Raw genomic sequence first — 22,396 nt, 5'->3', positions numbered from 1 at the left:
CTAAAAGACAGCGACGACGATCACGTCCCAGTCAGTTAGTCCCGACCATGCCGAGTCACGCAGGTCGAGAGCCCGATGAGTTCGACGGGTTCGGAGTTATCGGGCGAGTAGACGACGCGCTGGCCCTTCTCCATGTAGGGCACCTTCGACTCCAGATTCTTCGGGATGTTCACCGCAGAGATGGCGTCCTCGTCGCCCAGGTTCAGGACCATCGTCGTGTTGATCTGCTTGAACACCGGGTCGGCGATGTCTTGCGGGTCCTGCGTGATGAGGTAGAGGCCCAGTCGCTCCTTGCGGCCCTGTTTGGCGGCTTCGGTGAACTTGCCGATGACCTTCCCAGCCTGGACGCTGTCGGCGTCGGTGAGGAAGTTGTGGGCCTCGTCCATCCCGAGGACGAGCGGCATCTCCTTGATGCGGTCGTAGCGGGGGTCGTTCGAGAGCTTCTGGTCGATGAGCAGGCTGGAGACGGCGAGAACGACGGTCGAGGCGGTTCGAGAGTCAGTGATGTGGTAGGTCGGGATGACCGTCAGGCCGCCCGCCCGCACGAGTTGGGAAATCTGCTCGGTGATGGGCAGCGCGTCCTGGTCGAAGACGGCCCCGAACCCGCGCACGCGGCGCTTGACCGCGTCGAAGGTGGCCTCGTGGACGTCGCCAGCCTCGTGGAGTTCCTCCTTGAGCGCCGGGTCGTCAAGGAACGAGAGGAACTGGTCGTAGGTGGCCTCCCGTCCGTACTGGCGCTTGAACCGGGGCAGGAACGTGTTGACCAGCGCGCCGTACTGATTGTCGTTGAGGCTCGACCCGGCGATGAGCCACGGGTTCTGATGCACCAGTGAGAACGGAATCGTGAACTCGACCTGCTCGGCGCGGTGGTGGCTGACGTTGTAGTCCGTCCCCGCGACTTTCGGGACGAACGCGATGGTGTCGTCGTAGCCGCCACAGGCGACGCCCTCCCGTTCACAGCGGCGGGCGAACTCGTCGGTCATTTCCGGGTTGTCGTCGTGCATCTGGGCGTACTCGTCCTGCGGGTCGAACTGGACGACGGCGAGTTCCGGTGAGCGACCGTCGCTCATCTCGTAGGTGCGCCCCAGATACTGCCGGAGGACGTTCTTCGAGCTGTGGGTCTTCCCCGACCCGGTACCACCCGCCACGAGGGTGTGCCGAAAGACCAGCGGGTCGCCCTCGCTGTAGTCGTCCTTCAGGCGGTAGTCGATGGTCGGCGGCTCGGCACTCGTCTGGACTTTCTCGCCGCCGACCGAGAGGTGACCGAGAAAGACGCCGTCCTCCGGGATCTTCAGCCCGGTCTTGATCTCGGACTTGTCGGTCGCCGCGCGGACGACGGTCTCGGGTTTCGGGACGCGGTCGGTCATCCGCCGCTTCAGTTCGCCACCGGTTTCACCGGCTTCCCGCGACCCCTCCGGCGTCGCGCCGCCGTCCTGATAGAGCACCGCCACTGGCTCCAGTTCCGCGATGAACTTGAAGTCCTGTTCGTCGATGCCCTCCTGACGCATCGCGCGGCGGGCGTGAATCTCGGTGGCGTCGTCGGCGCGGAACTCCTGTGCGTACTCCAGCGAGCAGATACGGCAGAAGAGGCGCTCGCCGTCGGGGTAGGGGACAAGGAGGTACTTCCCGATGCGGACCGCCGAACGGTTCTGTGCCGTGACGTAGGCTCGGAGGACGCACTCGTCGGCCCGCTCGCTGATGCGCAGGCCGTCGGCCGCCGAGAGGACGCCCAGACCGGTGTCCGTACCGGCGGGTTCGACGTCGAGCGATTCGAAGTCGTCTCCGTCGTCCGTGGCACTCTCGTCGGCGGTCTGGTCGGTTCGGGTGGGCAGCGTCTCGTCGTCGGCGTCACCGGCATCGGTGGCGTCGCCGTCATCGAAATCGGTGAAGTCCCCCAAATCGGACATATCAGCCTCCACGGTAGCCTCCGATTAACACCTTTCCCCCGCGCGGTGGCGGTGTCTACGCTTCAAACGTGCTGGCGAAAGCGGATTCAGGACAGCCTGACGGCCCGAGACGGCGCTTCGCGTCTTTCGATCCACTCTCGGCTCGGTCGGTTCCAGCCGATGCCATCGGCCGAACAGCCGACGCGGTGGGACCGAGCGGAACGAGCGCTGGTTACACGATCTCCATGACTGAGACGACCGTCGGCGGAAGCGAACCCTTACCCGGGTGGCCGGCGGAGCGAGGTGTATGGACCCGGTGCGGGTGATGTCGTTCAACGTCCGATACGACACCGCCGAAGACGGGCTGGACAACTGGACGTATCGGCGACGACTCGTCGCCGGGACCGTCCGCTATCACGGCCCCGACGTGATCGGCATACAGGAGGCACAGAGCCATCAGATGCGGGAATTGGAATCCCTCCTCGACGGCTACGAGTGGGTCGGCGACCCCCGTGATACGGTCGAAGCGGGCGGGGAGCACACTGCAATCGGCTATCGGACCGACCGCTTCGACTGCGAAGCGACCGCCACGTTCTGGCTCTCGGAGACGCCCAAGACGGTCGGAAGCGTCGGCTGGGACGCGAAGTACCCCCGCGTGGCGACGTGGGTGCGTCTTCGGGACCGGACGACCGGCGAGACGATACTGTCAGTGAATACGCACTTAGACCACGAGAGCGAGCGCGCTCGAACGGAGGGTATCGACCTCGTGCTGTCCTACATCGACGACCTCGCCGCCGAGGACCCGGTCGTCCTCAACGGCGACTTCAACTGCGTCGTCGGCGACTCGGCCCACCGGCGGGCCGATGGCCACGAACTCCGCGACGGCCGGCTGCTTCGGGACGCCCGCGACCTGACCGCACACCGCCACGGGCCGACGACGACCCGGACTGACTTTCAGAATCTCATCCCCGACATGGGCATCGACCACGTCTTCGTCAGCGAGGATGTCGGCGTCGAGAGCTGGGCGGCTGTCGCCGACCGAGACGACGACCACTACGCCTCCGACCACTTGCCCGTCGTCGTCGACTGCACGTTCTAGCGGACGACAGCTCGGTGCTAGGTGACGCAGAATGCTGTATGATAGCGTGCCACATGAACCGAGCGATAAAAAGCCTTTCGAGGGGAGGTTTTTGCCGTCAGGATCCCTATATAGCAGTATGTTGCTCGTTCGCGGGACTGCAGGGGGGACCGGACTGACCGGGACGCTGTACGAACCGGGGGAAGACCCGCCGTCGTTCAAGGGCGCGCCCGACGAAGGCGCGCCGTACGTCTGGGTCTGTGATGCCTTCTACGAAGTCGAGAGCGGCGGCCAAGCCCAGACTATCGGCGACCGAGAGCTACGTGTGGCCTTCGAATCGCCGATGCCCCGCGGGTTCGAGACGCGCGAGGCGGCTATCGAGGCGGCCAAAGAACACGTCCGTACCCAGTTTGCCCGCCTCGGCGTCGAGGAAGCTGACGTCGAGGTGACGGTGTTACAGCAGGCTGAAGAAGCCGAAGCGTAGGTCAGAACGCCTCGTCGACGGCTCCCCAGCGGGTGTCGTCGAAGTCCTTCTCCCGGCCGGTGTCGAACTCCCGTTCGATGCGCCGGGTGAGTTCCTCGCTCCCCTGCCTGTCGATGCTGGCGAGTTCGTCGGCCTTCGAAATCGCCAGCGGCGGCCCGCGTTCGGCGGCCACGTCGTGGAGAATCTGCCGTGTGAGCCGGTCTCGACGCCCCTCGTCTCTCGTGAATGCGTAGGGCGCTTCGACGCGGAAGACGAGGTCGGTCCGCGGGTCGTACAGCGAGAAGAAGGTGACCTCGTATGCCTCCGAATCGAGCGATCGCTCGATGCCCAGCGCGTTCCCGTCGGCGGCCATCACACCGTCGGTACCGCCGCGTGAGCGGAACCAGTTGGTGAACGTCAGGCAGTCCTTTTGCAGTTCGCCGTCGTCGTCACGGCGTTCCAGTATCCGGCGGAAAAAGGCCGTATCGTTGACCCACGGTGCGTTGGTCTTCTGTCTGACCACGCGAGTCAAGCCCTTCGACGCGGAGTTCTTGATGAAGCCCACCAGTGGGATGTCCCGCTCGACGAAGTGCTCGACGAGTTCGACGTAGTTGCCCACGACAGACTTCGGCCGGTCGTCCTCGGCCAGTAAGTCAGCCAGTTCTGTATCGCGTTCGGCCCAGCGGAGCAGCCCAGTCGGGTAGAGCGGCCCGTCGAGGATAAAGAGGTCGTCGACCACCTCCGCGTTGGTCAGGGCGTGTTGACTCTCGGCGAGATACAGCGCCAGCGCGTGGACGACTCGCTGTTCGTAGCGGTCGACTTTCGGCGCGTCGAGCACGCGGCGTTGTGCGTACCCGCGGTCGTCGAGCGTCCAGTCGTCGCCGAGATCGACGGTTACGTCGTTGGAGTGGACCGCCATGAGTATCGTTCGACCGCGGTGGAGTTCCACGTCGGAGGGAACCGCGCTCATCGCGGCCTGGGCCACGTCGAGGACGAGCCCGTTCTTGAACGTCGTCGGGTTGATCGTCCCCGAGTCCAGCCCGTGCTGAGTCGGGAAGGGCGGGTCTTCGAGCGCCACGTCCGCGATGGGAACTTTCCGCCGGCGCTGTTCGTCCATCGGGGCGAGTATCTCGCGGCCGTCCTGATACAGCGGGTCCAGAAAGTTCGCCCACACCTCCTCGGCGGCGGCCCCCTGGTCACTCGTCTCGACGGTCTGGCGCACCTGCCCGGCGAGGCGGGCGATGCCGTCGACGTGTACCGGGTCCAGCGTCATGCCTCTTGGTTTGGGGGCGCGGACATAACTCTTGCACACAACAGTTAGGAACCCAGTGGCGGTATCCCGGAAGTATGTCTGATGTCTCGCATCCGTCGACAGAGACCTACACCGCCATACTCCGCTAAGATGGTCCTGCTCGATATCCTCCTCGTCTGCGTCGCTGTCGTCGCGCTCTGGGTCGGAGCCGAGCAGTTCGTCCTCGGCGCGAGTCGCATCGCTCGCGGGCTCGGCGTCTCAGGACTGGTCGTCGGCCTCACCGTCGTCGCCTTCGGCACCTCCGCACCGGAGTTCGCGGTGACGCTCGACGCCGCACTCACCGGCCAGACGACCATCTCCGTCGCCAACGTCGTCGGGTCGAACGTCCTCAACCTCGGGTTCATCCTCGGCGGCGTCGCGCTCGTCGGCGCAATCGCGGCCACACGGGACCTCGTCCGCCGCGACGCCGTCTTGCTCGTCGTGACGACGGGATTACTGTTAGCGCTCGTCCGCGATGGTCGACTGAACCGACCGGAGGGCGCGGCGCTGTTCGCGCTGCTCGTCGCTTACCTCTGGTACCTCGCTCGGCAGGGGAGAGCGGAGGCGAACGGCGCTCCGAGTCAGACCGTCGAGTGGCTCGATGGCGGCCGTCTCCTCGTCGGCCTCGGAATGGTCGTCGGCGGCGGTCACCTCCTCGTCCTCGCAGCGACGGACATCGCACTCGCCGTAGGCGTCTCCGAGTGGACGATCGGGATTACCATCGTCGCCGGCGGTACCTCTCTCCCCGAGTTCGCCACCTCGCTGGCGGCGGCCAGACGGGGACGGACTGGCATCTCGGCGGGTAACCTCGTCGGGAGCTGCATCTTCAACGTCCTCGGCGTGTTGGGACTGGCAGCGACGATTCGTCCCCTGCCCGTCGCTCCCGTCGGCGTCCAGACCACCGCGTGGCTCCTCGGGACCGTCGTGCTGGTAGCGGTGCTGTTCTACACGGAAGAGATGATCTCGCGGCTAGAAGGTGGGCTGCTCGTCGTCCTCAACGCGGTCAACTGGGCGCTGAACCTGGGGTAGTTACTCCTTGCCGGACTCCTCGCGGAGGAGTCGCTCGATGGCTTCAGCGATCTCCTCGTAGGAACTCATCGAGAGGCCGTCGGTAGTGATGAGCACGCCCTGTCGGTCCGTGGTCGCTCGAAGCAGGTAGCCGTTCTCGAAGGCCCGCACCGTGAACCGGTACTCCCCGAGTTCTGACTCCTGATACGCGTTCTTCGTCTGTTTGTACCCCTGCCACTCGTGGCCGACGAAGTCGTTCAGGTCGGCATCCTGTTCTAAGTCTTCCCGCAGATACAACTGCTCGAAGTTCGCTCGCGTGAAGTAGGTCACAGAACGTAGCGAGTCGCCAGTGGCTGTCCGCGCCGTCGTGACGATGCTGTCGGCCAGATCGTCCGAGAGGATGTTCCGTGTCATGCCCGTAGGGTGACCGCCCACCCTCTTAATCTCCGGGTTCCCGGCTATCAGTTGTGACAGCTAGTTACAAGTCGGACCGGGAAGACCACGGCCCTACCAGCAACCGAGACGACAGCACCGACTCGTCCTCGATGTCGAACTCTCCCTCGCATCGGTATCGTCTACGGCGTCGAATTTGTGCCGCTGCCCGGGGTCGTCGGCGTCTACGACGCGCGACGGGACTCGGCTGTTGAGGGACCGAAGGGCTATTAGGCCGGTCACGCCACCCCTCTCGTATGCAAGTCGGGCTGATTATCCTCGACGGCTGGGGCCTGAATCCGGACGACGACGTTCGGGACGCCGTGGCCGCCGCCGAGACGCCGAACTTCGACCAGTACTGGGAGGAAGGTGCACACTCGACGCTGGAGACCCACGGCCGCCGGGTCGGCCTCCCGGAAGGACAGATGGGCAACTCCGAGGTCGGCCACCTCAACATCGGGAGCGGTCGCGTCGTCAAGCAGGACTCGACGCGCATCAGTGACAGCATCGCCCGCTCGCGCGGGGAGCTGTCCCCGGAGGAGTATGGCGACGCGCAGGACCCGCCTTTCTTCGAGAACGAGACCATCCTCTCGGCCTTTAAATACGCCGAAGAACACGACGGCCGCGTTCACTTCATGGGGCTCGTTTCGGACGGCGGCGTCCACTCCTATCAGGACCACCTCCACGCGCTCATCGAACTGGCGAGCCAGCGCGGAACCGACACCGTGACCCACGCATTCACCGACGGCCGGGACACCTCACCGACCGGTGGTGAGGACTATCTGGCAGAACTGGAGGCCCACGCGAACGAACACGGCACCGGAAACGTCGCCACCGTCACCGGACGCTACTACGCGATGGACCGCGACCAGAACTGGGACCGGACCCGGCGGGCCTACGACGCGCTCGTCGACGGCGAGGGCGACCACTACACGTCCGACCCCGTCTCGGCGGTCACCGAATCGTACGCGCGGGATACCACCGACGAGTTCGTCGAGCCGACCATCGTCGGCGACTACGAGGGGATGGCCGACGGCGACGCCGCCGTCCTCTTCAACTTCCGCGCCGACCGCGCCCGCCAACTCACGCGGATGCTCGCAGACATCGGCTCCGAGGACTGGGGTAATGACACCACACCGCCGGACATCCACCTCGTGACGATGACCCAGTACGACGCGATGTTCGGGGTCCCGATGGCGTTCCCGCCGAACCAGCCCGAGGACGTGCTCGGTGAAGTGCTGGCCGAAGCCGGCAAAACGCAACTCCGTCTGGCCGAGTCCGAGAAGTACCCCCACGTCACCTACTTCCTGAACGGGGGCCGCGAGGTCGAGTTCGACGGCGAAGTCCGGAAAATCATCGAGAGTCCCGACGTGCCGACCTACGACCAGCAACCCGAGATGAGCGCCCCCGAAGTGACTGATACCGCCGTCGAACTCATCGAGTCGGACGACCCCGACGCGCTCGTGCTCAACTACGCTAACCCCGACATGGTGGGCCACACCGGCGACTTCGAGGCGGCCATCGAGGCGGTCGAAGCTGTCGATGCGCAGTTGGGCCGCCTCGTCGGCGCGATTCAGGCCGCGGGCGGCCACGTCCTCGTCTGTGCCGACCACGGCAACGCAGACGACCTGGGTACCGAAGACGACCCGTACACGGCCCACACGACCAACCCCGTGCCGTTCATTTACCTCGCGCCCGACGGCACCGCGGGCGGGAAGAAGGCCCGCGACGGTGGCACGCTTGCCGACCTCGCGCCGACGATGCTCACGCTGATGGGCATCGACCAGCCACCGACGATGACGGGCACGTCGCTGGTGGAGTAATCACTCGCTTAGTTCGGCGTTGGCCTTCGTGAGTTCGTAGCGAATCTTCAGCGGGTCGAAGTTCTCCACGAGCGCGTCGCGTTCCCGTTCGATTGCGAGGGCGTCGCCGGGCGGGAACTGCTCGGCGAGGGAAAGCGCTCGGTCGAAGTCTTCACGGGCCGACGAGAGCAGGTCGTACGCCGCTTCTTCGTTGTCGGCCTGCCACTCCCAGTTGCCCGCCGCGCGGCGTTCGCGGGCGAGCGCCAGTCGAGCAGTCACGAGGTCGTCGATGACCGCTTCGGTCTCCGCTCGAACCGTCTTCTCGTCGCCGTCGAAGGGCGTGTCCCCGCCGGTAACGATCCGCGCGACCGTCCGATACGTGTCGAGCGCGTCTTCCAGCGCGGCCACTCGGTTAGCACTATCCTGTAGTGAGACCACTTCGTCGTGTATGCCTCGGGCGCTTTCGAGGGGGCGCGCGGCGAGCGTCGCGGCGAACTCGTCGGCCGCCGCGAGGCCTTCCTGTGCTGGTTTGTCGTCCACACCGTGGGCAGTGGCGGCGTCGGTCGCGTCCTGAAACCGCTCGCGGGCCGTCTCGACGCGGTCGTGACTCGCCTCGAAGCGCTCCTCCCCGAGCAGTCGCTCGGCCGCCGAGAGCAACTCCTCGCCACGGCGGACATAGCGGTCCCGGACGAGGCGATAGCAGTCGGTCTCCAGCCGTTCGGTTCGCTCGACGACGCCGTCGATGGGGACGTCGTCGACTCCCTCGCGGGCGGTTTCGAGGGCCGCGTCGGCGGCCGGCCGACGCTCGTCGAAGGTTGTCCAGTCCGCCGCGTCGAGGGCCTCGGCCAGCACTCGGCAGTGCTCGTCGAGTTCGTCGAGCGCCTTCGTCACGTCGCCCCATCCCTCACAGGCGTCGGTGAGGAAATTTTCGACATCATCGACATCGGCCTCACGAGCAGTAAACGACCACGTCGCACCGGCGACCGTCTCGAAGCGGAGGCTGGCGGTCAGCATCTCCGTGGCGGCCGTGGCGTCGCGCACATCGGCGTAGGGAAGCGACGCCACGAAGTCGCCGTCGTAGCCGTCCGGGTCCCCGACCAGAAGGAGGATACGTCGGTCGGTCAGGCCCGCGACGGCTCCACAGTCCTCGGCGGGGCGAATCTGTGTCGTCGTCTCGTCGGTCCGTTCGACCCCGACGCGGCGGTTCGTCAGGACGTGAAAGAGCCGTTCCTCGCCGCCGAGATATGCGGCTAGCGGTTGCTCGGCGAGCAACTCGTCTACCGGTTTCTCGTCGTCTGCGTCTCCCGATACCATCCTGTAGCCGAATCCGTTCGTGGACCCGAGTTCGTCTGCTACTGAGACGGAATCTCACAAGAAACGTGGGGATATGATACCATCCCTGCCGGTATCTGCTCCCCCATCAGTCACCGTCCCGGCGAGAGAGATACCGGGGGGAGACGCGGTCGGTGGTGTACGTCGCCCGGCCGCGACGAGTAATGCTGTGGCCGTCGGCCTGCATCGCGGCGGCGTCGACAGCCAACACGACCGGGTCGTCGGCGTGACGGCGGCCGACTTCGAGCGCGTCCTCGATGCTCTCCGAGAGGTGAACCTGCTGGCGGTTCATCGGCTTCAGCCCCTCGTCGAGGATCGCGTCGAGGTTCCGCGGTGCCGTCCCGTGGTACAGGGTCGCCGGCACCGGGTCGTCCGTCGCGTCGAGGGCCACGGCGACGGAGTGGCCGTACGCCGCGCGAATCCGGTCGGAACCGTCGCCACCTGCCTGTGCGTCTTCGTCTCCCTGTGCGCCCTCGCCGCCGGTGCGCTCGAACCGGCCTTTCGGGTCGGTCGCAACCACCGCTGCGAGCGTCTCTCGATTGGCCCACCCATACTTACCTTCGACGGCAGTAGTGAGTTCAGCGAACGAGGTCCATCCCGCCGCGTCCAGTTCGAGGCCCGCGTCTTCGGGAAAGTGTCGAAGCGCACCGGAGACAAATTTCGAGAGGCGGCGGCGTCGCTCACCGTCGAGGACGTGCCGTCCCTCAGATCCGCAGGCCGGGCACCTCTTTCCTTCGAAGAAACCGTGGTCGTCGCAGGTTCGCACGTCGTCGGACATCAACAGTGGATGAGAGCGTGCGGCGGAAAAGCGGCTCGCTCACCCGGTTCGAAAGGAGAGGTCGAGCGTCGGCGCGGAGTGCGTCAACGCTCCCATCGAGATCACGTCGACGCCCGTCACAGCGTAATCGGGCACGTCGGCGACAGTGATGCCGCCGCTGGCCTCGGTGAGCGCCTCACCGTCGGCAGCTGTCACGAGTTCGACCGCACGCTCAGTCTCCGTGGGCGTCATATTGTCCAGTAGGACGATATCCGCGCCAGCCTCGGCCGCTCTCGGGGCGTCCTCGGGTGATTCGACCTCCACGTCGAGTTGCGTGGCGAACGACGCTCGTTCGCGAAAGTGCGAGATGGCACCTTCGAGCCCCATCTCCGCGACGTGATTGTCCTTGACCATCACCATGTGTGAGAGGTCCAGCCGGTGGGTATCCCCGCCGGCCGCGGCGACGGCGCGCTTCTCGATACCGCGCAGGCCGGGCGTCGTCTTGCGGGTAGCGGCGATACGGACGCCGTCGGCGATTGTCCGGGCGGCCTCAACTGCTCTCCGGGCCTTCGTGGCGATGCCCGACGCGTGGCCAGCGAGGTTGACCGCAACCCGTTCGCCGCGCAGTATCTCGCGGGCCGGTCCCTCAACGCGGAGGACCATGTCTCCCGACTCGATTCGGTCGCCGTCTTCGCTCGGAAGACGCACCTCGCAATCGAGATATTCGAACACCGCTCGTGCGGCGTCCAGTCCCGCGACCACGCCGTCTTCCTTGGCGACGAGACGGCCCTCTGTGTCACCCGGTACCTGATTCGTCACGTCGTGGTGACCCACGTCTTCGCGGAGCCACCGCTCTACGTCGCCGTTGGTGAGCATCAGTCGTCGGCCGGCGGTTCCGCCGGCTCTGTGACGAGGTTGTGTGTACCGACGCTCCGGTCGTTCTCGGCGGCGTGGCGCGCGACCAGCAGCGCGGTCACGCTGGCGTGGCGCAGTTCGTACAGCGACCGGGACGTTCGAGTGCGGACGTACGCGTCCACCTCGCCCTTGAGACGACGAAGGACCGCCATCGCGCGGCCGAGGTCGTCGAGGTCCCGCTCGACGCCCAACTGCTCGTCCATCACGCGACGGAGGCGGTGGAACTTATCGCGAGCGAACTTCTCGGGGAGGTCCGGGTCCCGATCCAATAGGTCCGGCGCGTCGATTCGCCCGACGTCGCGGCCAGCGGCGTCCTCACCGGCGCGCAGACCCCAGACAAGCCCTTCGAGCAGCGAGGTCGAGGCGAGGCGGTTCGCGCCGTGGACGCCGGTTCGGGAACACTCCCCGACAGCGTACAACCGATCGAGCGTCGTCCGGCCGTACTCGTCGACCGCGACGCCGCCACAGAGGAAGTGCTCGGCGGGCGCGACCGGAATCCCACTTTCCCAGTCGACGCCGTGGTCCGCACAGCGTTCTGCGAGGCCGGGGAACTCGGCGGCGAAGTCGAGCGGCGAGACGTCGAGTGTGACCTCGCCAGTGGCTTCGCGTTCGGCCTTCACGGCGCGGGCGACCACGTCGCGGGGCGCGAGTTCCGCGTCGGCGTGATAGTCGGGCATGAACCGCTCGCCGCCACCGTTGCGGAGTAAGCCCCCCTCACCGCGAACGGCCTCGCTGACGAGGAAGACGTCACCGTCCGCGTCGGCGGTTACACCGCCTGCCGTCGAGTCGCCACGCGACTCGTCCGGAATACAAACCGTCGGGTGGAACTGCACGTACTCCATGTCTTCGACGTCGGCCCCGGCGAGTGCGGCCATCGCGATGCCGTCGCCGGTGGCGTCGTCGGGGTTCGTCGTCCGGCCGTACAGTTCGCCGATACCACCCGTAGCGAGGACGACGCTCCCGGCGTAGTGCGGCGCGACCTCGCCGTCGGATTCGAGCATCGCGCCGTGGATGCGACCCTCGTGACGAATCAGTTCCAGCGCGGCGGTGTCGTCCAGAATCTCGACACTTTCGTGAGCGTCCAGATAGTTCAGGAACGGGACGTGGATGTGTTTCCCCGTCGCCGCGTCGACGTGGAGGATGCGGTCCTCGCTGTGAGCGGCCTCGCGAGTGTAGTCCGGGCCGTCGCCATTCTGATCGAATTCGACTGCGAGTGTATCGAACAGCACGTCCTCGACGGCCTCGTTGGCGTTCTCCACGAGGACGTCGACGGCGGCGGGGTCTGCGGTACCGTCGCTGGCCGCGAGGATGTCCGCTTTGAACTGTTCCGGGTCGTCCCGCGAGACGGCGATGCCGCCCTGCGCCCACCACGAAGACGCCCCCTCGGGGCGGGTGGCTTTCGTGGCGAGGGTGACGTTGCTTCCCTCCCGAGCAGCCCCTAGCGCCGCCGCGAGCCCGGCGATGCCGGAGCCCACGACGAGCACGTCCGACATTTCCTGTGCGGGCATGGTTATATCTCCAGCATCCGGTCGAGTGCGACCTGTGCCAGTTCCTTCTCCTCGGGGGCGACTTCGATGACGTTGCGCTCGCGGCCCGCGACGAGTTCTTCGAGCACCCAGGTGAGGTAGTTCGGGTCGATCTGGCGCATCGCGTTGCAGTCCATGCAGGCGTCGCCACAGAGGGGAATCACGTCGACCTCGGGGTGCCAGCGCTTCAGGTGCTGGGTGAGGTGAATTTCGGTGCCGATGGCCCACGTCTCGCCGGGGTCGGCTTCGGCGACTGTCTCGCAGATGGTCGCCGTCGAACCCACCACGTCGGCGGCCTCGACGACCTCGCGGCGACACTCGGGGTGGACGATGATGTTCGCGTCGGGGTCGTCGGCCCGAACTTGCGCGATGTGGTCCGCGCTGAAGCGTTCGTGGACCTGACAGTACCCCTCCCAGAGGATGACGTCGTTCTCGACCGCTGCGGCGGCGTCGGTCCCCGCTGGGTCCCACGGGTCCCACTCGACCGTCTCGTCTTCGATGCCGAGTCGGTGGGCGGTGTTCTCCCCGAGGTGTTTATCCGGCAGGAAGAGGACTTTATCGCCCTTCTCGAAGGCGTACTCGAAGGCCTCGTGCGCGTTCGAGGACGTACAGACCAGCCCGCCCTGTTCGGCACAGAACGCCTTCAGGTCGGCGTAGCTGTTCATGTACGTGATGGGGATGATGGTCTCGTCCGTCTCGGCGGTGAGTTCCGCCCACGCGGCGTCGACCTGCAGGGCTTCGGCCATCCCCGCCATCGGACAGGACGCCTCCATCGAGGGCAGAATCACGCTCTGGTCGTCGTCGGTAATGATGTCGGCGGACTCGGCCATGAACGTCACGCCGCCGAAAATGACGTAGTCCGCGTCGCTCTCTGCGGCCTCGACGGAGAGTTGGTAGGAGTCGCCGATGAAGTCGGCGTGTTCGACGATTTCTCGCCGCTGGTAGTTGTGGCCGAGGATGACCACGTCGTCGCCGAGTGTTTCGAGCGCCCCCTCGATGCGCTCGGTCCGTTCGTCCGCCTCTAGCTCCCGGTACGCCGGGGGCAACTGTTCGAGGTTGTCGTACTTGAAGAGACTGAGGTCGGTTTCGAACTCAGCTGTTTCCATTTGGGGCACAGTGAACCGTCCTTTCGGTACTTCGAGTTCGCTCCCCCATATTGAAAAAATTTTGCCTTCAACAATGTCTGGTGTCGAGTATATAGCAACGAAGCTCCGACTTGTCGAAATATGAGCGGTGTCAATAGGCACAGAACCCTCTGAATTCCAGAACCGGTCGAAACGGAGTCGATAAGCCAATCTTAGCGCGATTCGGTCCCCGCTATTCTTCGGATTACTTAGTGACTCTCGGCCGTTCGGCGGGTATGGCTGATCCAAACGCGACCGGCACGAGTCGGCGGGCGGTCCTCGCAGCGGCGCTCGCGGCCGCACTTCCCGGTTCGACGGTCGCCCGCGCACACAGCGTCGCGGACCTGAACGCGACGGATCTACCCGCCGTCGAGTCGTCCGACGACGACGTCTTCCCACAGGGAGTCGCCAGCGGCGACCCGACGCCGACGGGAGCCGTCCTCTGGACGCGCATCGCTCCAGATGCCTACCGCGAGGGGACAGCGCTCACCGTGACCGTCGCTCGCGACGAGGGACTCACCGATCACGTCGGGTCGTGGCGCGTCCCCGCAGCCCGCGTCGCCGGACACGACAACACGGTGAAAGTCGATCTGGACGGCGAACTCGACGCCGACCGGAGCTACTACTATCGCTTCGCCTACGGTGGCGCGAGCAGCCCCGTCGGTCGGTGTTGCACGCTCCCCGCGCCCGACGCCAGCCCCGACCGGGTCGCGTTCGCGCTGGTAACCTGTCAGGACTACCGCAACGGCTACTACGGGGCGTACCACCATATCGCACAGACCGACGTGGACTACATCGTCCACCTCGGCGACTTCATCTACGAACACGGCGGCGGCAGCGCCTACGACGGGCGCTCGCTCTCCCTGCCCAGCGGCGAGGGCGTCGTGATGGGGCTCGACGATTTCCGCTACCTCCACCGGACCTACCGCACCGACCGATTCCTGCGGGAAGCGCTCGCCGCCCACCCCATCCTCCAGACGTGGGACGACCACGAGATAGTGAACAACCGCTACTGGGACTACGAGGAAGGCCGGCCCTACGCCGGCGACGGCGACCACCCGCGAAACGACGACCCCGAGTTCATGACCCGACTGTTCGCCGACGGTATCCGGGCGTGGTGGGAGTACACGCCGACGCGCGTCCTCTACGACGCCGACGCCGACTCGCTGCTGGACCAGCTCGAACTGTGGCGTGGCTTCCGGTTCGGCGATCTCCTGGAGTTGCTAGTGACCGACGAGCGACTCTACCGCACCGCCCCGGCCGACGGCGCGCAGTTCGATGCGAAGATCGGGTCGGCCGGCGACAAGATTACCGAGACGATGCTCGGCGAGACACAGCGAGAGTGGTTCACCGGTAGGCTGACCGAAAGCGACGCGACGTGGACCGCGTGGGCCAACGAGGTGCTGGCGATGGAGTTCGACCTCGATTTGGGCGGGGCGGCGCTGCAAAACGCCGACGCGTGGGATGCCTTCGCGGCCGAACGCGACCTGATTCTCCGGCGAGCGGCTGCGGGCGACAGTTCGTTCGTGGCGCTCACCGGCGATATGCACACCGCGCTCGCGGGGTACATCGAGGGAGAGGACCGCCGCTACGGCGTCGAGTTCATGACCCCCGCCGTGACCAGCCAGAATCTGAAGGAATTGCTGGAATTGCCCGACGAGAATGGGATTCGGGAGTTGCTGCAGGCCTACGTCCAGCAGTTCAATCCTCACGTCGACTTTTTCGACAGCCACGACTGGGGATACGCCACGGTCGAGTTCACCCCCGAAGACTGCACGTACAGCGCCTACGCCGTCGACAAGACCGACGACTCGGCGGACGCCGACCGCCGTCTGCTCGCCCGCTATCGCTGTCCCGCCGACGAGTACGCGCTCCAGCGACAGGAGTAGCGGTATCAGCCGTATTTGTTCATCTTATCGAACTCGATACGTCGAACAGCCCATCCACAGACAGCGTTCAAGAGCAACTGTTAGGACCCCGGCCCGCTATCGCCCTGTATGACCGACACCGACGCCGAGACGCTCGCCGAGCGGGTCCGCGACGGCGAGTTGCGCCTCTACGAACTCGAAGAGCACACCGACGCCGAAACCGCTGCCGCTGCCCGCCGACACCTCTTGGCCGAGGAAACCGGCGTGGGTTTGGACGTGGTCGGCGAGTACGCCTTCGACGCCGCCGACGCCGAACCCAATATAGAAAATATGGTCGGGGCGGCCCAGATTCCGATGGGCGTCGTCGGCCCACTCCCCATCGACGGTGGAGCCGCCGAGGGCGAACACTACCTGCCGATGGCGACGACGGAGGGCGCGCTGCTGGCCTCGGTGAACCGCGGCGTCTCGACCATTCGCAAGACCGGCGGCGCGACGGCTCGCGTCCTGAAGTCGGGGATGACCCGCGCGCCCGTCTTCCGCGTTGAGGACGTGGCCGCAGCCGGCGAAGTGTCGGCATGGGTCCGCGAACATGTCGACGACCTCGCCGAGGCCGCCGAATCGACGACCAGTCACGGCGAACTGCAGGACGTGACGCCCTACGTCGTCGGCGACAACGTCTTTCTCAGATTCAACTACGACACGAAAGACGCGATGGGGATGAACATGGCGACCATCGCCACCGAGGCCGCTTGTGACGTCGTCGAGAGCGAGACGCCCGCGGACCTCGTCGCCCTCTCGGGCAACCTCTGTTCCGATAAGAAACCTGCCGCCATCAACGCCATCGAGGGTCGGGGCCGCACCGTCGCCGCCGACGTGCTCGTCCCCCACGAACAGGTCGAGGAGCGACTCGATACGACCACGGAGGCCATCGTCGAGGCCAACACGCGCAAGAACCTCGTCGGGTCGGCCAAGGCCGGCGCGCTGGGGTTCAACGCCCACGCCGCCAACGTCGTCGCCGCGGCGTTCCTCGCGCTGGGACAGGACGCCGCGCAGGTCGTCGAAGGGAGCAATGCCATCACGACCGTCGACGCCCGTGAGGACGGCCTCTACGCCTCGGTCACCATCGCGTCGCTGGAGGTCGGCACCGTCGGCGGTGGGACAGGCCTTCCCACGCAGGCCGAAGCGCTCGACGTGTTGGGATATGCAGGCGGCGGCGACCCCGCCGGCAGTAACGCTGACGCCCTCGCCGAGGTCATCGCCACGGGCGCGCTGGCGGGCGAACTCTCGCTTTTGGCGGCGCTCTCTTCGCGGCATCTCTCTTCTGCACACGCCGAACTCGGCCGGTGACACGCTCGGCTCCTCGCATCACTTTCACTTCCGCCGCGGGGGTGGCTGCGATTTATCCCCAACTACGCGCAATATTCTTGTAGCGCCCGACGGGCGGCCCCCGCGGGCGCTGCCACCACCATGTTCCCCGAACAGCACGACACCGAGTCGACGGTATCGCACGCACATCGACTCCTGCACCTCCTGAAGTTGGCGGTGACGACGCTTGCGGCGCTGGTCGGCGTCGGAACGACCCTCGGGTGGGTGTGAGATCGGCGTCGATTCCCGGTCGTTGTCAGTCAGTCACTCGTCGTCGGCGTCGACGTTCGGTCGGCGGAATCCATGTCGTCCGTCTCGTATCCGTCACCCTCGTCGTCGCCGGGGTGCCAGCGCAATACGACGGTTCGCGTCTCCTCGCCTCCCTCGACGGAGGAGTACTCCTTCAGTTCGACGTCATTGCGCGGCCACGGATGGGAGGGTGACGTGTCGGTCCCGGGACCGTCGCGGCTCGGTTCGTACTCGCCAGCGAGTTCGGTCTGGAAGTCGGCCAGATACTGGCGGAGTTCGCCGCGGCTCAGGGTCGTCTCGCGCTCGGTCGTGTACTTCGATGCGCCCGCGCCGACGCCGCCGGGCTTGCCCGTCGAATGGCCACTGATGACCGAGTTGATGACCGTTCCCGCCAGCAGGACGATACTGGAGAAATAGAGCCACGTCACGATTAGCAGGACGCCACCGAAGAGGCTGGTCGTGCCGCCACCCTTGACGCTCAGGTAGACCTGAAACAGCGACTGGAAGACCGCCCACCCGACCGCCGCGACGACGGTGCCCGGAAGGACCTGTCGCCAGGAGAGGTCCGCGTCCGGGAAGACGTAGTACATCGGGAAGAACGCGACGACGAGGCCTCCGAGGAGGACCAGCGGCATCACGTAGCCACCGAACGGCAGGCTATCGGCGAGTCCGGCGAAGACGGCGCTCGCTGCGACGGTCCCGACGACGGCGACGACCAGCGAGACGAAGACGACCAGCCCGTCCCGCAGGCTATCGGCGAGCGAACTGTCGGCGGTACTCTCGTAGATCTCCGAGAACGCGGTATCGAGACCGCGGAACACCTTCAGCGACCCCCACAGCAGGACGGTAAGACTGATGAGCGAGGTTCCCGCCGACGACGCCTCGCCGCTGAACACCTGCTCGACGAGGTCGGCGATCGGCGCGGGCAGCGAGGACTGTGCGACGCTGACGATGCGGTCTTCTAGTCCGGTCCCGAACGTCGTGGTCACGATAAGAAGCAAGACCAACAGCGGGGCCAGCGAGACGAAGGCGTTGTAGGCGATGCCGGCGGCCATGAACGGCACGTTCTTCTCCGTGAACTCGCTCACGACCTGTTTGCCGGTCGCCGCGACGCCGGATAGTTGCATTCGTCGCTGCGTTCGGTCTCCGGACGGAAGGTGTGTCTGCTTGCACTTCCCGCCGCTCAGAGCAGTCGATACGTGCCGCGGGACTCGCTGACCGCACCGGCTCGGACGAGCTTCGCCAGCGCGTCGCGGGTGTAGTCGGCTGGAACCTCGCGTTCCTCGGCATAGGCCACCACTGCGTCCTCGGTCGGCGAGTCCAGTTCGCGCAGCGCCGACAGCACCGTCTCCTTGCGGCTGGACCCGTTCGTGGCCCCTTGTTCGGCTCGTTCGCCCGCCGCCGCGACGCGCTCGCTGTCGAGACCCGACGCTTCGAGATACGTCTCGTCGTCGATGCCCGACTCGTCGGCCTGCCGTTCCATCTCGGCGTAGGAGTCCAGTTCCGCGAAGTCGTCGCCGTGGCCCTGTCGGTTGGCGAGCATCGAGGCACGCACCTCGCGGGCGTGGGCCTCGTCGTCCGTCTCGACGAACTTCCGGCGTTTCGCGTGTTGGCGTCGTTTCCCACAGCGGGGACACTGAGTCGTCTCCGGGCGGCCCTCGACGACCCAGAGCGCGCTACACTCGCTACACCCGACGACCGCGTACATGGGTTCGGGTTGGCCCGCTTCGGGGTTGAACGTTCGGATTGGCCCGGGGCTTTAGGCCGCCCGGCGTCGATAGCCCGCGCATGCAGGAAGTCCCGCAAGCCGGAAGCGAGACGATCGAAGCCGTCGACGGCGTCCACCTCACACAGTTGGCCGTCGGCGAGGCCATGAGCGTCCAGCACTTCCACATCGAAGGTGGCGCGGTCGTCCCCGAACACAGCCACCCCCACGAACAGGTCGGGTTCGTGGTCCGCGGGACCGCCACCTTCGAGATTGACGAGGAGGAGTACGTCATCGGGTCCGGCGATTCCTATGTCATCCCCGGCGACGAACCCCATCGAGTCGAGAACCGCACTGACGAGCCGGTCAGCGGCATCGACGTGTTCAGCCCACCGCGAACCGACGCTGACTGGCGGGACTGAGCAGAATCTGTGATTCCGCGAGGGTCGGAGGCGTGGCCCAAGACACTTCTTCGCAGCCTACTGAATCGCAGGTGTGTCCCGCCCGCTCACCGCCCTCCTCGTCGTCCTCCTCACCGTGACCGCCGGGTGTCAGGGACTCACTGGTGAAGAGCGTACCCCGGAGTCGGTGACGCCCGCACCAGTTCCTTCGGCGACGGCGACCGCACCGACCGGCCCGTTCGATGCCGAGCGACTCGCCGACCGCCACAGGGCGGCCCTCTCGAATCGCTCGTACACGATACTGGTCCGTTTCACCATCCAGTACGAGAACGGCACGGTCGGCGCGATGCGTGACCGCATCGCCGTCGCCAGCGACGGGACGTACCGCTGGGAGCGACGGACGACACCGACCTATCCCGGTCGAACCCGCAATCGGTCGGTCTGGTACGACGGGACCGGGAGCGCCGTCCGGCGAACGACCGACGACGGCAACCTGACCGTCTCGACGAACGACGGGAGCTATCTCGGTGACCCGACGCTGTCGGGCTTCCTCGGACGCCTCCTCAGCGGATTCAACGTCTCGGTCGAGCGGACGCCGTCCGGGCAGCGATTGTCGAGTACGCACGGCGACACGGGCACGGTCCCCCACCCACCGAACGTGAGAGCGGTCGACGAGAGTACCCTGCGGGCCAACGTCGACGACGGCGTAGTCAGTGCGCTTCGCATTCGAGGCGAGGGGACGAACAGACGGACCGGCGAGCCCGTGACCGTCTGGTTCGAACTCAGTGCCGCGGCCGTCGGAAAGACGGATCCGACGGAACCGGCGTGGGCGAAGGAGGCCCTCGCGAACGAGACGGGAACTGTCGTCCCTTCAGGCGATGAAGGCTGATTCTCACGTGGGCAGTAGTCGTCGCCTTCGTCGGCGGTAGCCGCAATATTCGTTTGAGGGGCGGGTGCGTTGGGTGAGTGATGGACGCTCGAACGCTCGTCGTCACGTGTGCGATCCTCGTCGCGGGTTGTGGCGGGTTCCCCGTCAGCGACGGCCCGGAAGTGATAACGCCTGCTCCCGTGCCCACCGACGGCGTCCAGTACCCGCCCGGCGTGACCGCCGACGAGGTCGTCCCGCGGGTCCTCGCCAACGCCCACGCCGGGTCGCTCTCGACGACCAGTTACACGCTTTCTACCACACAAGAGATCAGCGACGCCGACGGCGACGTCGTCCGTCGGACCGAGCGAACACACTGGGTCGCGCCGAACGCCTCGACCTACCGCGGTCGATTCGAGCAGAACGTGAGCGAGTACCGCACCGGTCCGGCGACGACGCAGGTGGATTACTGGGCCAACCGCTCCATCGTCGCGACCCGGTACGTGAACGAACGCGACGAGGTGACGCTCCTCCGGTGGCCCGCCGGCAACGGCAACTTACTCGCCGACCTCTCGGACGAACAGCAACTGGCTGGCGAACTCGCGGCCGTCGAAACGCGGGTCGCCCGCCGGACCGACGACGGTAGCGTCGTCCTCGTCGGCAGTCGAGCCCGGGAGATGGAGCAACTCGTCACACCATTGTTCATCAGCGACGTGGAGAACGTCAGGGTCCGGATGCGGGTCCATCACGACGGTACCGTCGTCGCCCGCCGCTTGGAGTACGACGCGACCCTCGGCAGTCGCTCCGTCCACGTCGTCCGCGTGGTTCGGGTCACAGATCTGGGCGTGACGACCGTCGATCGACCGGTCTGGGTCGAGGAGACGACGATGTCGGAGCGATAGCCGCGTGGCTGTGGATGACGGCAAGAAAATGCGAGGTAGCGCGAGCGTCCGCTTACGCGAGTTCTTCTATATTCTGACGGTGAAGCCGTCAGAGCACGAGCGATTTTCTACGAGAGTTGCTCGATGTTTTCGACGACCTTGTCGGCGAACTCGCTGGTGGCGAGCTTGTTGCCGCCCTCGATCTGGCGTTCGAGGTCGTAGGTGACGTCGCCGCTGGAGATGGTCTCCTCGACGGCGTCGCGGACGAGTTGGCCGGCGTCGTCCCAGCCCATGTATTCGAGCATGAGGCGGCCAGAGAGGATCATCGCGGTCGGGTTGACCTTGTCCTCGCCGGCGTATTTGGGTGCGGAGCCGTGGACGGGCTCGGCGAGACAGCGCGCCTCACCGAAGTTCGCGCCGGGCGCGATGCCGAGGCCGCCGATCTGCGCGCCGGCGGCGTCGGACATGTAGTCACCGTTGAGGTTCATCGTCGCGATGACGCTGTACTCGTCGGTGCGGGTCAGGAGCTGCTGGAGCATGTTGTCGGCGATGCGGTCGTTGACGACCAGCGAGTCCTCGGGCTGTTCGCCGTCGTACTCGTCCCACAGCTCGTCCTCCGTGATGACGTCCTCGCCGTACTCCTCTTCTGCGACCTCGTAGCCCCAGTCGCGGAAGGCACCCTCGGTGAACTTCATGATGTTGCCCTTGTGGACGAGGGTGACGGAGTCGCGGTCGTTCTCGATGGCGTAGTCGATGGCCTCGCGGACGAGGCGCTTGGTGCCGTACTCGGTAATCGGCTTGACGCCGATGCCGACCGGGCCGTCGTGGATGGTGCTGTCGAAGCCCATTTCGTCTTCGACGAACTCCTTGACTTCCTGAACCTCGTCGGTGCCGGCCTCCCACTCGATGCCGGCGTAGACGTCCTCGGTGTTCTCCCGGAACGTGACCATGTCCATCTCCTCGGGGTCCTTCACGGGGGAGGGGACGCCGTCAAGGTGGTAGGTCGGGCGCACGTTCGCGTAGAGGTCGAGCGTCTTGCGCAGCGCGACGTTCAGCGAGCGAAAGCCAGCGCCGACGGGCGTCGTCAGCGGACCTTTGATGGCGACGTTGAACTCCTTGATGGCCTCAACTGTGTCGTCGGGTAGGTTCTCGTCGTAGCGCTCGCGGGCGGACTCACCGGCGTAGACGCGCATCCACGAGATGTCGCGACCGGTGGCGTTGGCAGCGGCCTCAAGCACCTTCTGGGCGGCCGGGCCGACGTCCGTCCCGATGCCGTCCCCGTGGATGATGGGGATGATCGGGTTCTCGGGGACTTCGAGTTCGTTGTCGTCAGTAACCTGAATCTGCTCGCCCTCGCTGGGCACCTCCACTTGCTCGTAATCGTAGCCCATACTCGGCGCATCGATAGTCGCGCCTAAAGGACTGCCGCTTTGCCATAGGCGTGGTAA

At 66.0% G+C, this 22,396-nt stretch carries 21 protein-coding genes; 10 read left to right on the top strand and 11 right to left on the bottom strand.

From position 1 onward, the window contains the following. Positions 1 to 35: 35 nt before the first annotated feature. Positions 36 to 1,907 (bottom strand): ATP-binding protein, encoded by a 1,872-nt coding sequence (locus tag E4S61_RS11245; RefSeq protein WP_135304028.1) that lies wholly within the window; start codon positions 1,905 to 1,907, stop codon positions 36 to 38. A 286-nt stretch (positions 1,908 to 2,193) separates the two neighbouring features. Between E4S61_RS11245 and E4S61_RS11240 the strand changes: the two genes are divergently transcribed. Together E4S61_RS11240 and E4S61_RS11235 are read left to right on the top strand one after the other, a co-directional pair. Then, entirely contained in the window at positions 2,194 to 2,985 is a 792-nt protein-coding gene (locus E4S61_RS11240) for an endonuclease/exonuclease/phosphatase family protein (protein ID WP_135304027.1), read from the top strand. A 118-nt stretch (positions 2,986 to 3,103) separates the two neighbouring features. Beyond that, positions 3,104 to 3,448, top strand: coding sequence for a DUF7113 family protein (locus E4S61_RS11235; RefSeq protein ID WP_135304026.1), 345 nt, complete (start codon positions 3,104 to 3,106; stop codon positions 3,446 to 3,448). 1 nt (position 3,449) lies between these two features. On the opposite strand, the gene E4S61_RS11230 is transcribed toward E4S61_RS11235, so the two are convergent. Next, complete coding sequence (locus tag E4S61_RS11230) at positions 3,450 to 4,700, bottom strand: DNA double-strand break repair nuclease NurA (RefSeq protein WP_135304025.1); 1,251 nt, start codon at positions 4,698 to 4,700, stop codon at positions 3,450 to 3,452. A gap of 129 nt (positions 4,701 to 4,829) precedes the next feature. On the opposite strand from E4S61_RS11230, the gene E4S61_RS11225 reads away from it, so the two are divergent. Further along, on the top strand, positions 4,830 to 5,747 hold the full coding sequence (locus tag E4S61_RS11225) for a calcium/sodium antiporter (RefSeq protein ID WP_135304024.1): 918 nt from the start codon (positions 4,830 to 4,832) through the stop codon (positions 5,745 to 5,747). On the opposite strand, the gene E4S61_RS11220 is transcribed toward E4S61_RS11225, so the two are convergent. After that, complete coding sequence (locus tag E4S61_RS11220) at positions 5,748 to 6,140, bottom strand: DUF7522 family protein (RefSeq protein WP_135304023.1); 393 nt, start codon at positions 6,138 to 6,140, stop codon at positions 5,748 to 5,750. A 275-nt stretch (positions 6,141 to 6,415) separates the two neighbouring features. On the opposite strand from E4S61_RS11220, the gene gpmI reads away from it, so the two are divergent. Further along, positions 6,416 to 7,981 carry a 2,3-bisphosphoglycerate-independent phosphoglycerate mutase gene (gpmI, locus tag E4S61_RS11215; RefSeq protein ID WP_135304022.1) on the top strand — a complete coding sequence of 522 codons (1,566 nt, stop codon included), beginning with the start codon at positions 6,416 to 6,418 and terminating at the stop codon, positions 7,979 to 7,981. Here gpmI and E4S61_RS11210 read toward each other — a convergent pair whose 3' ends face one another. The 5 genes from E4S61_RS11210 to nadA form a co-directional block, all read right to left on the bottom strand. Further along, entirely contained in the window at positions 7,982 to 9,274 is a 1,293-nt protein-coding gene (locus tag E4S61_RS11210; protein WP_135304021.1) for a cysteine--tRNA ligase, read from the bottom strand. It lies immediately after the preceding gene. Positions 9,275 to 9,380: 106 nt separating this feature from the next. Further along, a complete protein-coding gene (locus tag E4S61_RS11205; protein WP_135304020.1) occupies positions 9,381 to 10,070 on the bottom strand; it encodes an RNA 2'-phosphotransferase in 690 nt (229 codons plus the stop codon). Between the two features lie 39 nt (positions 10,071 to 10,109). Then, positions 10,110 to 10,925 (bottom strand): carboxylating nicotinate-nucleotide diphosphorylase, encoded by an 816-nt coding sequence (gene nadC, locus E4S61_RS11200; protein ID WP_135304019.1) that lies wholly within the window; start codon positions 10,923 to 10,925, stop codon positions 10,110 to 10,112. After that, complete coding sequence (locus E4S61_RS11195) at positions 10,925 to 12,472, bottom strand: L-aspartate oxidase (RefSeq protein WP_135304018.1); 1,548 nt, start codon at positions 12,470 to 12,472, stop codon at positions 10,925 to 10,927. Before E4S61_RS11195 ends, nadC begins: the two co-directional genes overlap by 1 nt. Positions 12,473 to 12,474: 2 nt before the next feature. Beyond that, entirely contained in the window at positions 12,475 to 13,596 is a 1,122-nt protein-coding gene (gene nadA / locus E4S61_RS11190) for a quinolinate synthase NadA (RefSeq protein ID WP_209309499.1), read from the bottom strand. Between the two features lie 254 nt (positions 13,597 to 13,850). Between nadA and E4S61_RS11185 the strand changes: the two genes are divergently transcribed. The 3 genes from E4S61_RS11185 to E4S61_RS26510 all read left to right on the top strand — a co-directional run bounded on the left by E4S61_RS11185 (position 13,851) and on the right by E4S61_RS26510 (position 17,078). Further along, on the top strand, positions 13,851 to 15,503 hold the full coding sequence (locus tag E4S61_RS11185; RefSeq protein ID WP_135304016.1) for an alkaline phosphatase D family protein: 1,653 nt from the start codon (positions 13,851 to 13,853) through the stop codon (positions 15,501 to 15,503). A 108-nt stretch (positions 15,504 to 15,611) separates the two neighbouring features. Next, complete coding sequence (hmgA, locus tag E4S61_RS11180; RefSeq protein WP_135304015.1) at positions 15,612 to 16,829, top strand: hydroxymethylglutaryl-CoA reductase (NADPH); 1,218 nt, start codon at positions 15,612 to 15,614, stop codon at positions 16,827 to 16,829. Positions 16,830 to 16,949: 120 nt separating this feature from the next. Further along, on the top strand, positions 16,950 to 17,078 hold the full coding sequence (locus E4S61_RS26510; RefSeq protein ID WP_280663803.1) for a hypothetical protein: 129 nt from the start codon (positions 16,950 to 16,952) through the stop codon (positions 17,076 to 17,078). A 29-nt stretch (positions 17,079 to 17,107) separates the two neighbouring features. Here E4S61_RS26510 and E4S61_RS11175 read toward each other — a convergent pair whose 3' ends face one another. Both E4S61_RS11175 and E4S61_RS11170 read right to left on the bottom strand, forming a co-directional pair. After that, a complete protein-coding gene (locus E4S61_RS11175) occupies positions 17,108 to 18,223 on the bottom strand; it encodes a YihY/virulence factor BrkB family protein (protein WP_135304014.1) in 1,116 nt (371 codons plus the stop codon). Positions 18,224 to 18,279: 56 nt separating this feature from the next. Then, positions 18,280 to 18,804, bottom strand: a complete 525-nt coding sequence (locus tag E4S61_RS11170; RefSeq protein WP_135304013.1) for a DUF5817 domain-containing protein — start codon at positions 18,802 to 18,804, stop codon at positions 18,280 to 18,282. Positions 18,805 to 18,884: 80 nt separating this feature from the next. On the opposite strand from E4S61_RS11170, the gene E4S61_RS11165 reads away from it, so the two are divergent. From E4S61_RS11165 to E4S61_RS11155, 3 genes are all read left to right on the top strand, one after another. Beyond that, the gene (locus E4S61_RS11165) at positions 18,885 to 19,223 is read left to right on the top strand and encodes a cupin domain-containing protein (protein WP_135304012.1); all 339 of its coding nucleotides are present in this window, start codon (positions 18,885 to 18,887) and stop codon (positions 19,221 to 19,223) included. A 73-nt stretch (positions 19,224 to 19,296) separates the two neighbouring features. Then, a complete protein-coding gene (locus E4S61_RS11160; RefSeq protein ID WP_135304011.1) occupies positions 19,297 to 20,091 on the top strand; it encodes a hypothetical protein in 795 nt (264 codons plus the stop codon). 80 nt (positions 20,092 to 20,171) lie between these two features. Further along, positions 20,172 to 20,969, top strand: a complete 798-nt coding sequence (locus E4S61_RS11155; RefSeq protein WP_135304010.1) for a hypothetical protein — start codon at positions 20,172 to 20,174, stop codon at positions 20,967 to 20,969. Between the two features lie 107 nt (positions 20,970 to 21,076). On the opposite strand, the gene icd is transcribed toward E4S61_RS11155, so the two are convergent. After that, the gene (icd, locus tag E4S61_RS11150; protein WP_135304009.1) at positions 21,077 to 22,339 is read right to left on the bottom strand and encodes an isocitrate dehydrogenase (NADP(+)); all 1,263 of its coding nucleotides are present in this window, start codon (positions 22,337 to 22,339) and stop codon (positions 21,077 to 21,079) included. Between the last annotated feature and the right edge of the window lie 57 nt (positions 22,340 to 22,396).

The sequence above is a fragment of the Haloarcula amylovorans genome, from assembly GCF_004681185.1.
Lineage (GTDB): Archaea > Halobacteriota > Halobacteria > Halobacteriales > Haloarculaceae > Haloarcula > Haloarcula amylovorans.
The sequence above is the reverse complement of the archived record's forward strand: the minus strand, read 5'-3'. Positions and strand labels throughout refer to the sequence as shown.

What these genes read in the sequence shown, in the direction of transcription:
- E4S61_RS11245 (WP_135304028.1), bottom strand. Translation starts at nt 1,907, where the DNA reads ATGTCCGATTTGGGGGACTTCACCGATTTCGATGACGGCGACGCCACC.
- E4S61_RS11240 (WP_135304027.1), top strand. Translation starts at nt 2,194, where the DNA reads ATGGACCCGGTGCGGGTGATGTCGTTCAACGTCCGATACGACACCGCC.
- E4S61_RS11235 (WP_135304026.1), top strand. Translation starts at nt 3,104, where the DNA reads ATGTTGCTCGTTCGCGGGACTGCAGGGGGGACCGGACTGACCGGGACG.
- E4S61_RS11230 (WP_135304025.1), bottom strand. Translation starts at nt 4,700, where the DNA reads ATGACGCTGGACCCGGTACACGTCGACGGCATCGCCCGCCTCGCCGGG.
- E4S61_RS11225 (WP_135304024.1), top strand. Translation starts at nt 4,830, where the DNA reads ATGGTCCTGCTCGATATCCTCCTCGTCTGCGTCGCTGTCGTCGCGCTC.
- E4S61_RS11220 (WP_135304023.1), bottom strand. Translation starts at nt 6,140, where the DNA reads ATGACACGGAACATCCTCTCGGACGATCTGGCCGACAGCATCGTCACG.
- gpmI (WP_135304022.1), top strand. Translation starts at nt 6,416, where the DNA reads ATGCAAGTCGGGCTGATTATCCTCGACGGCTGGGGCCTGAATCCGGAC.
- E4S61_RS11210 (WP_135304021.1), bottom strand. Translation starts at nt 9,274, where the DNA reads ATGGTATCGGGAGACGCAGACGACGAGAAACCGGTAGACGAGTTGCTC.
- E4S61_RS11205 (WP_135304020.1), bottom strand. Translation starts at nt 10,070, where the DNA reads ATGTCCGACGACGTGCGAACCTGCGACGACCACGGTTTCTTCGAAGGA.
- nadC (WP_135304019.1), bottom strand. Translation starts at nt 10,925, where the DNA reads ATGCTCACCAACGGCGACGTAGAGCGGTGGCTCCGCGAAGACGTGGGT.
- E4S61_RS11195 (WP_135304018.1), bottom strand. Translation starts at nt 12,472, where the DNA reads ATGCCCGCACAGGAAATGTCGGACGTGCTCGTCGTGGGCTCCGGCATC.
- nadA (WP_209309499.1), bottom strand. Translation starts at nt 13,596, where the DNA reads ATGGAAACAGCTGAGTTCGAAACCGACCTCAGTCTCTTCAAGTACGAC.
- E4S61_RS11185 (WP_135304016.1), top strand. Translation starts at nt 13,851, where the DNA reads ATGGCTGATCCAAACGCGACCGGCACGAGTCGGCGGGCGGTCCTCGCA.
- hmgA (WP_135304015.1), top strand. Translation starts at nt 15,612, where the DNA reads ATGACCGACACCGACGCCGAGACGCTCGCCGAGCGGGTCCGCGACGGC.
- E4S61_RS26510 (WP_280663803.1), top strand. Translation starts at nt 16,950, where the DNA reads ATGTTCCCCGAACAGCACGACACCGAGTCGACGGTATCGCACGCACAT.
- E4S61_RS11175 (WP_135304014.1), bottom strand. Translation starts at nt 18,223, where the DNA reads ATGCAACTATCCGGCGTCGCGGCGACCGGCAAACAGGTCGTGAGCGAG.
- E4S61_RS11170 (WP_135304013.1), bottom strand. Translation starts at nt 18,804, where the DNA reads ATGTACGCGGTCGTCGGGTGTAGCGAGTGTAGCGCGCTCTGGGTCGTC.
- E4S61_RS11165 (WP_135304012.1), top strand. Translation starts at nt 18,885, where the DNA reads ATGCAGGAAGTCCCGCAAGCCGGAAGCGAGACGATCGAAGCCGTCGAC.
- E4S61_RS11155 (WP_135304010.1), top strand. Translation starts at nt 20,172, where the DNA reads ATGGACGCTCGAACGCTCGTCGTCACGTGTGCGATCCTCGTCGCGGGT.
- icd (WP_135304009.1), bottom strand. Translation starts at nt 22,339, where the DNA reads ATGGGCTACGATTACGAGCAAGTGGAGGTGCCCAGCGAGGGCGAGCAG.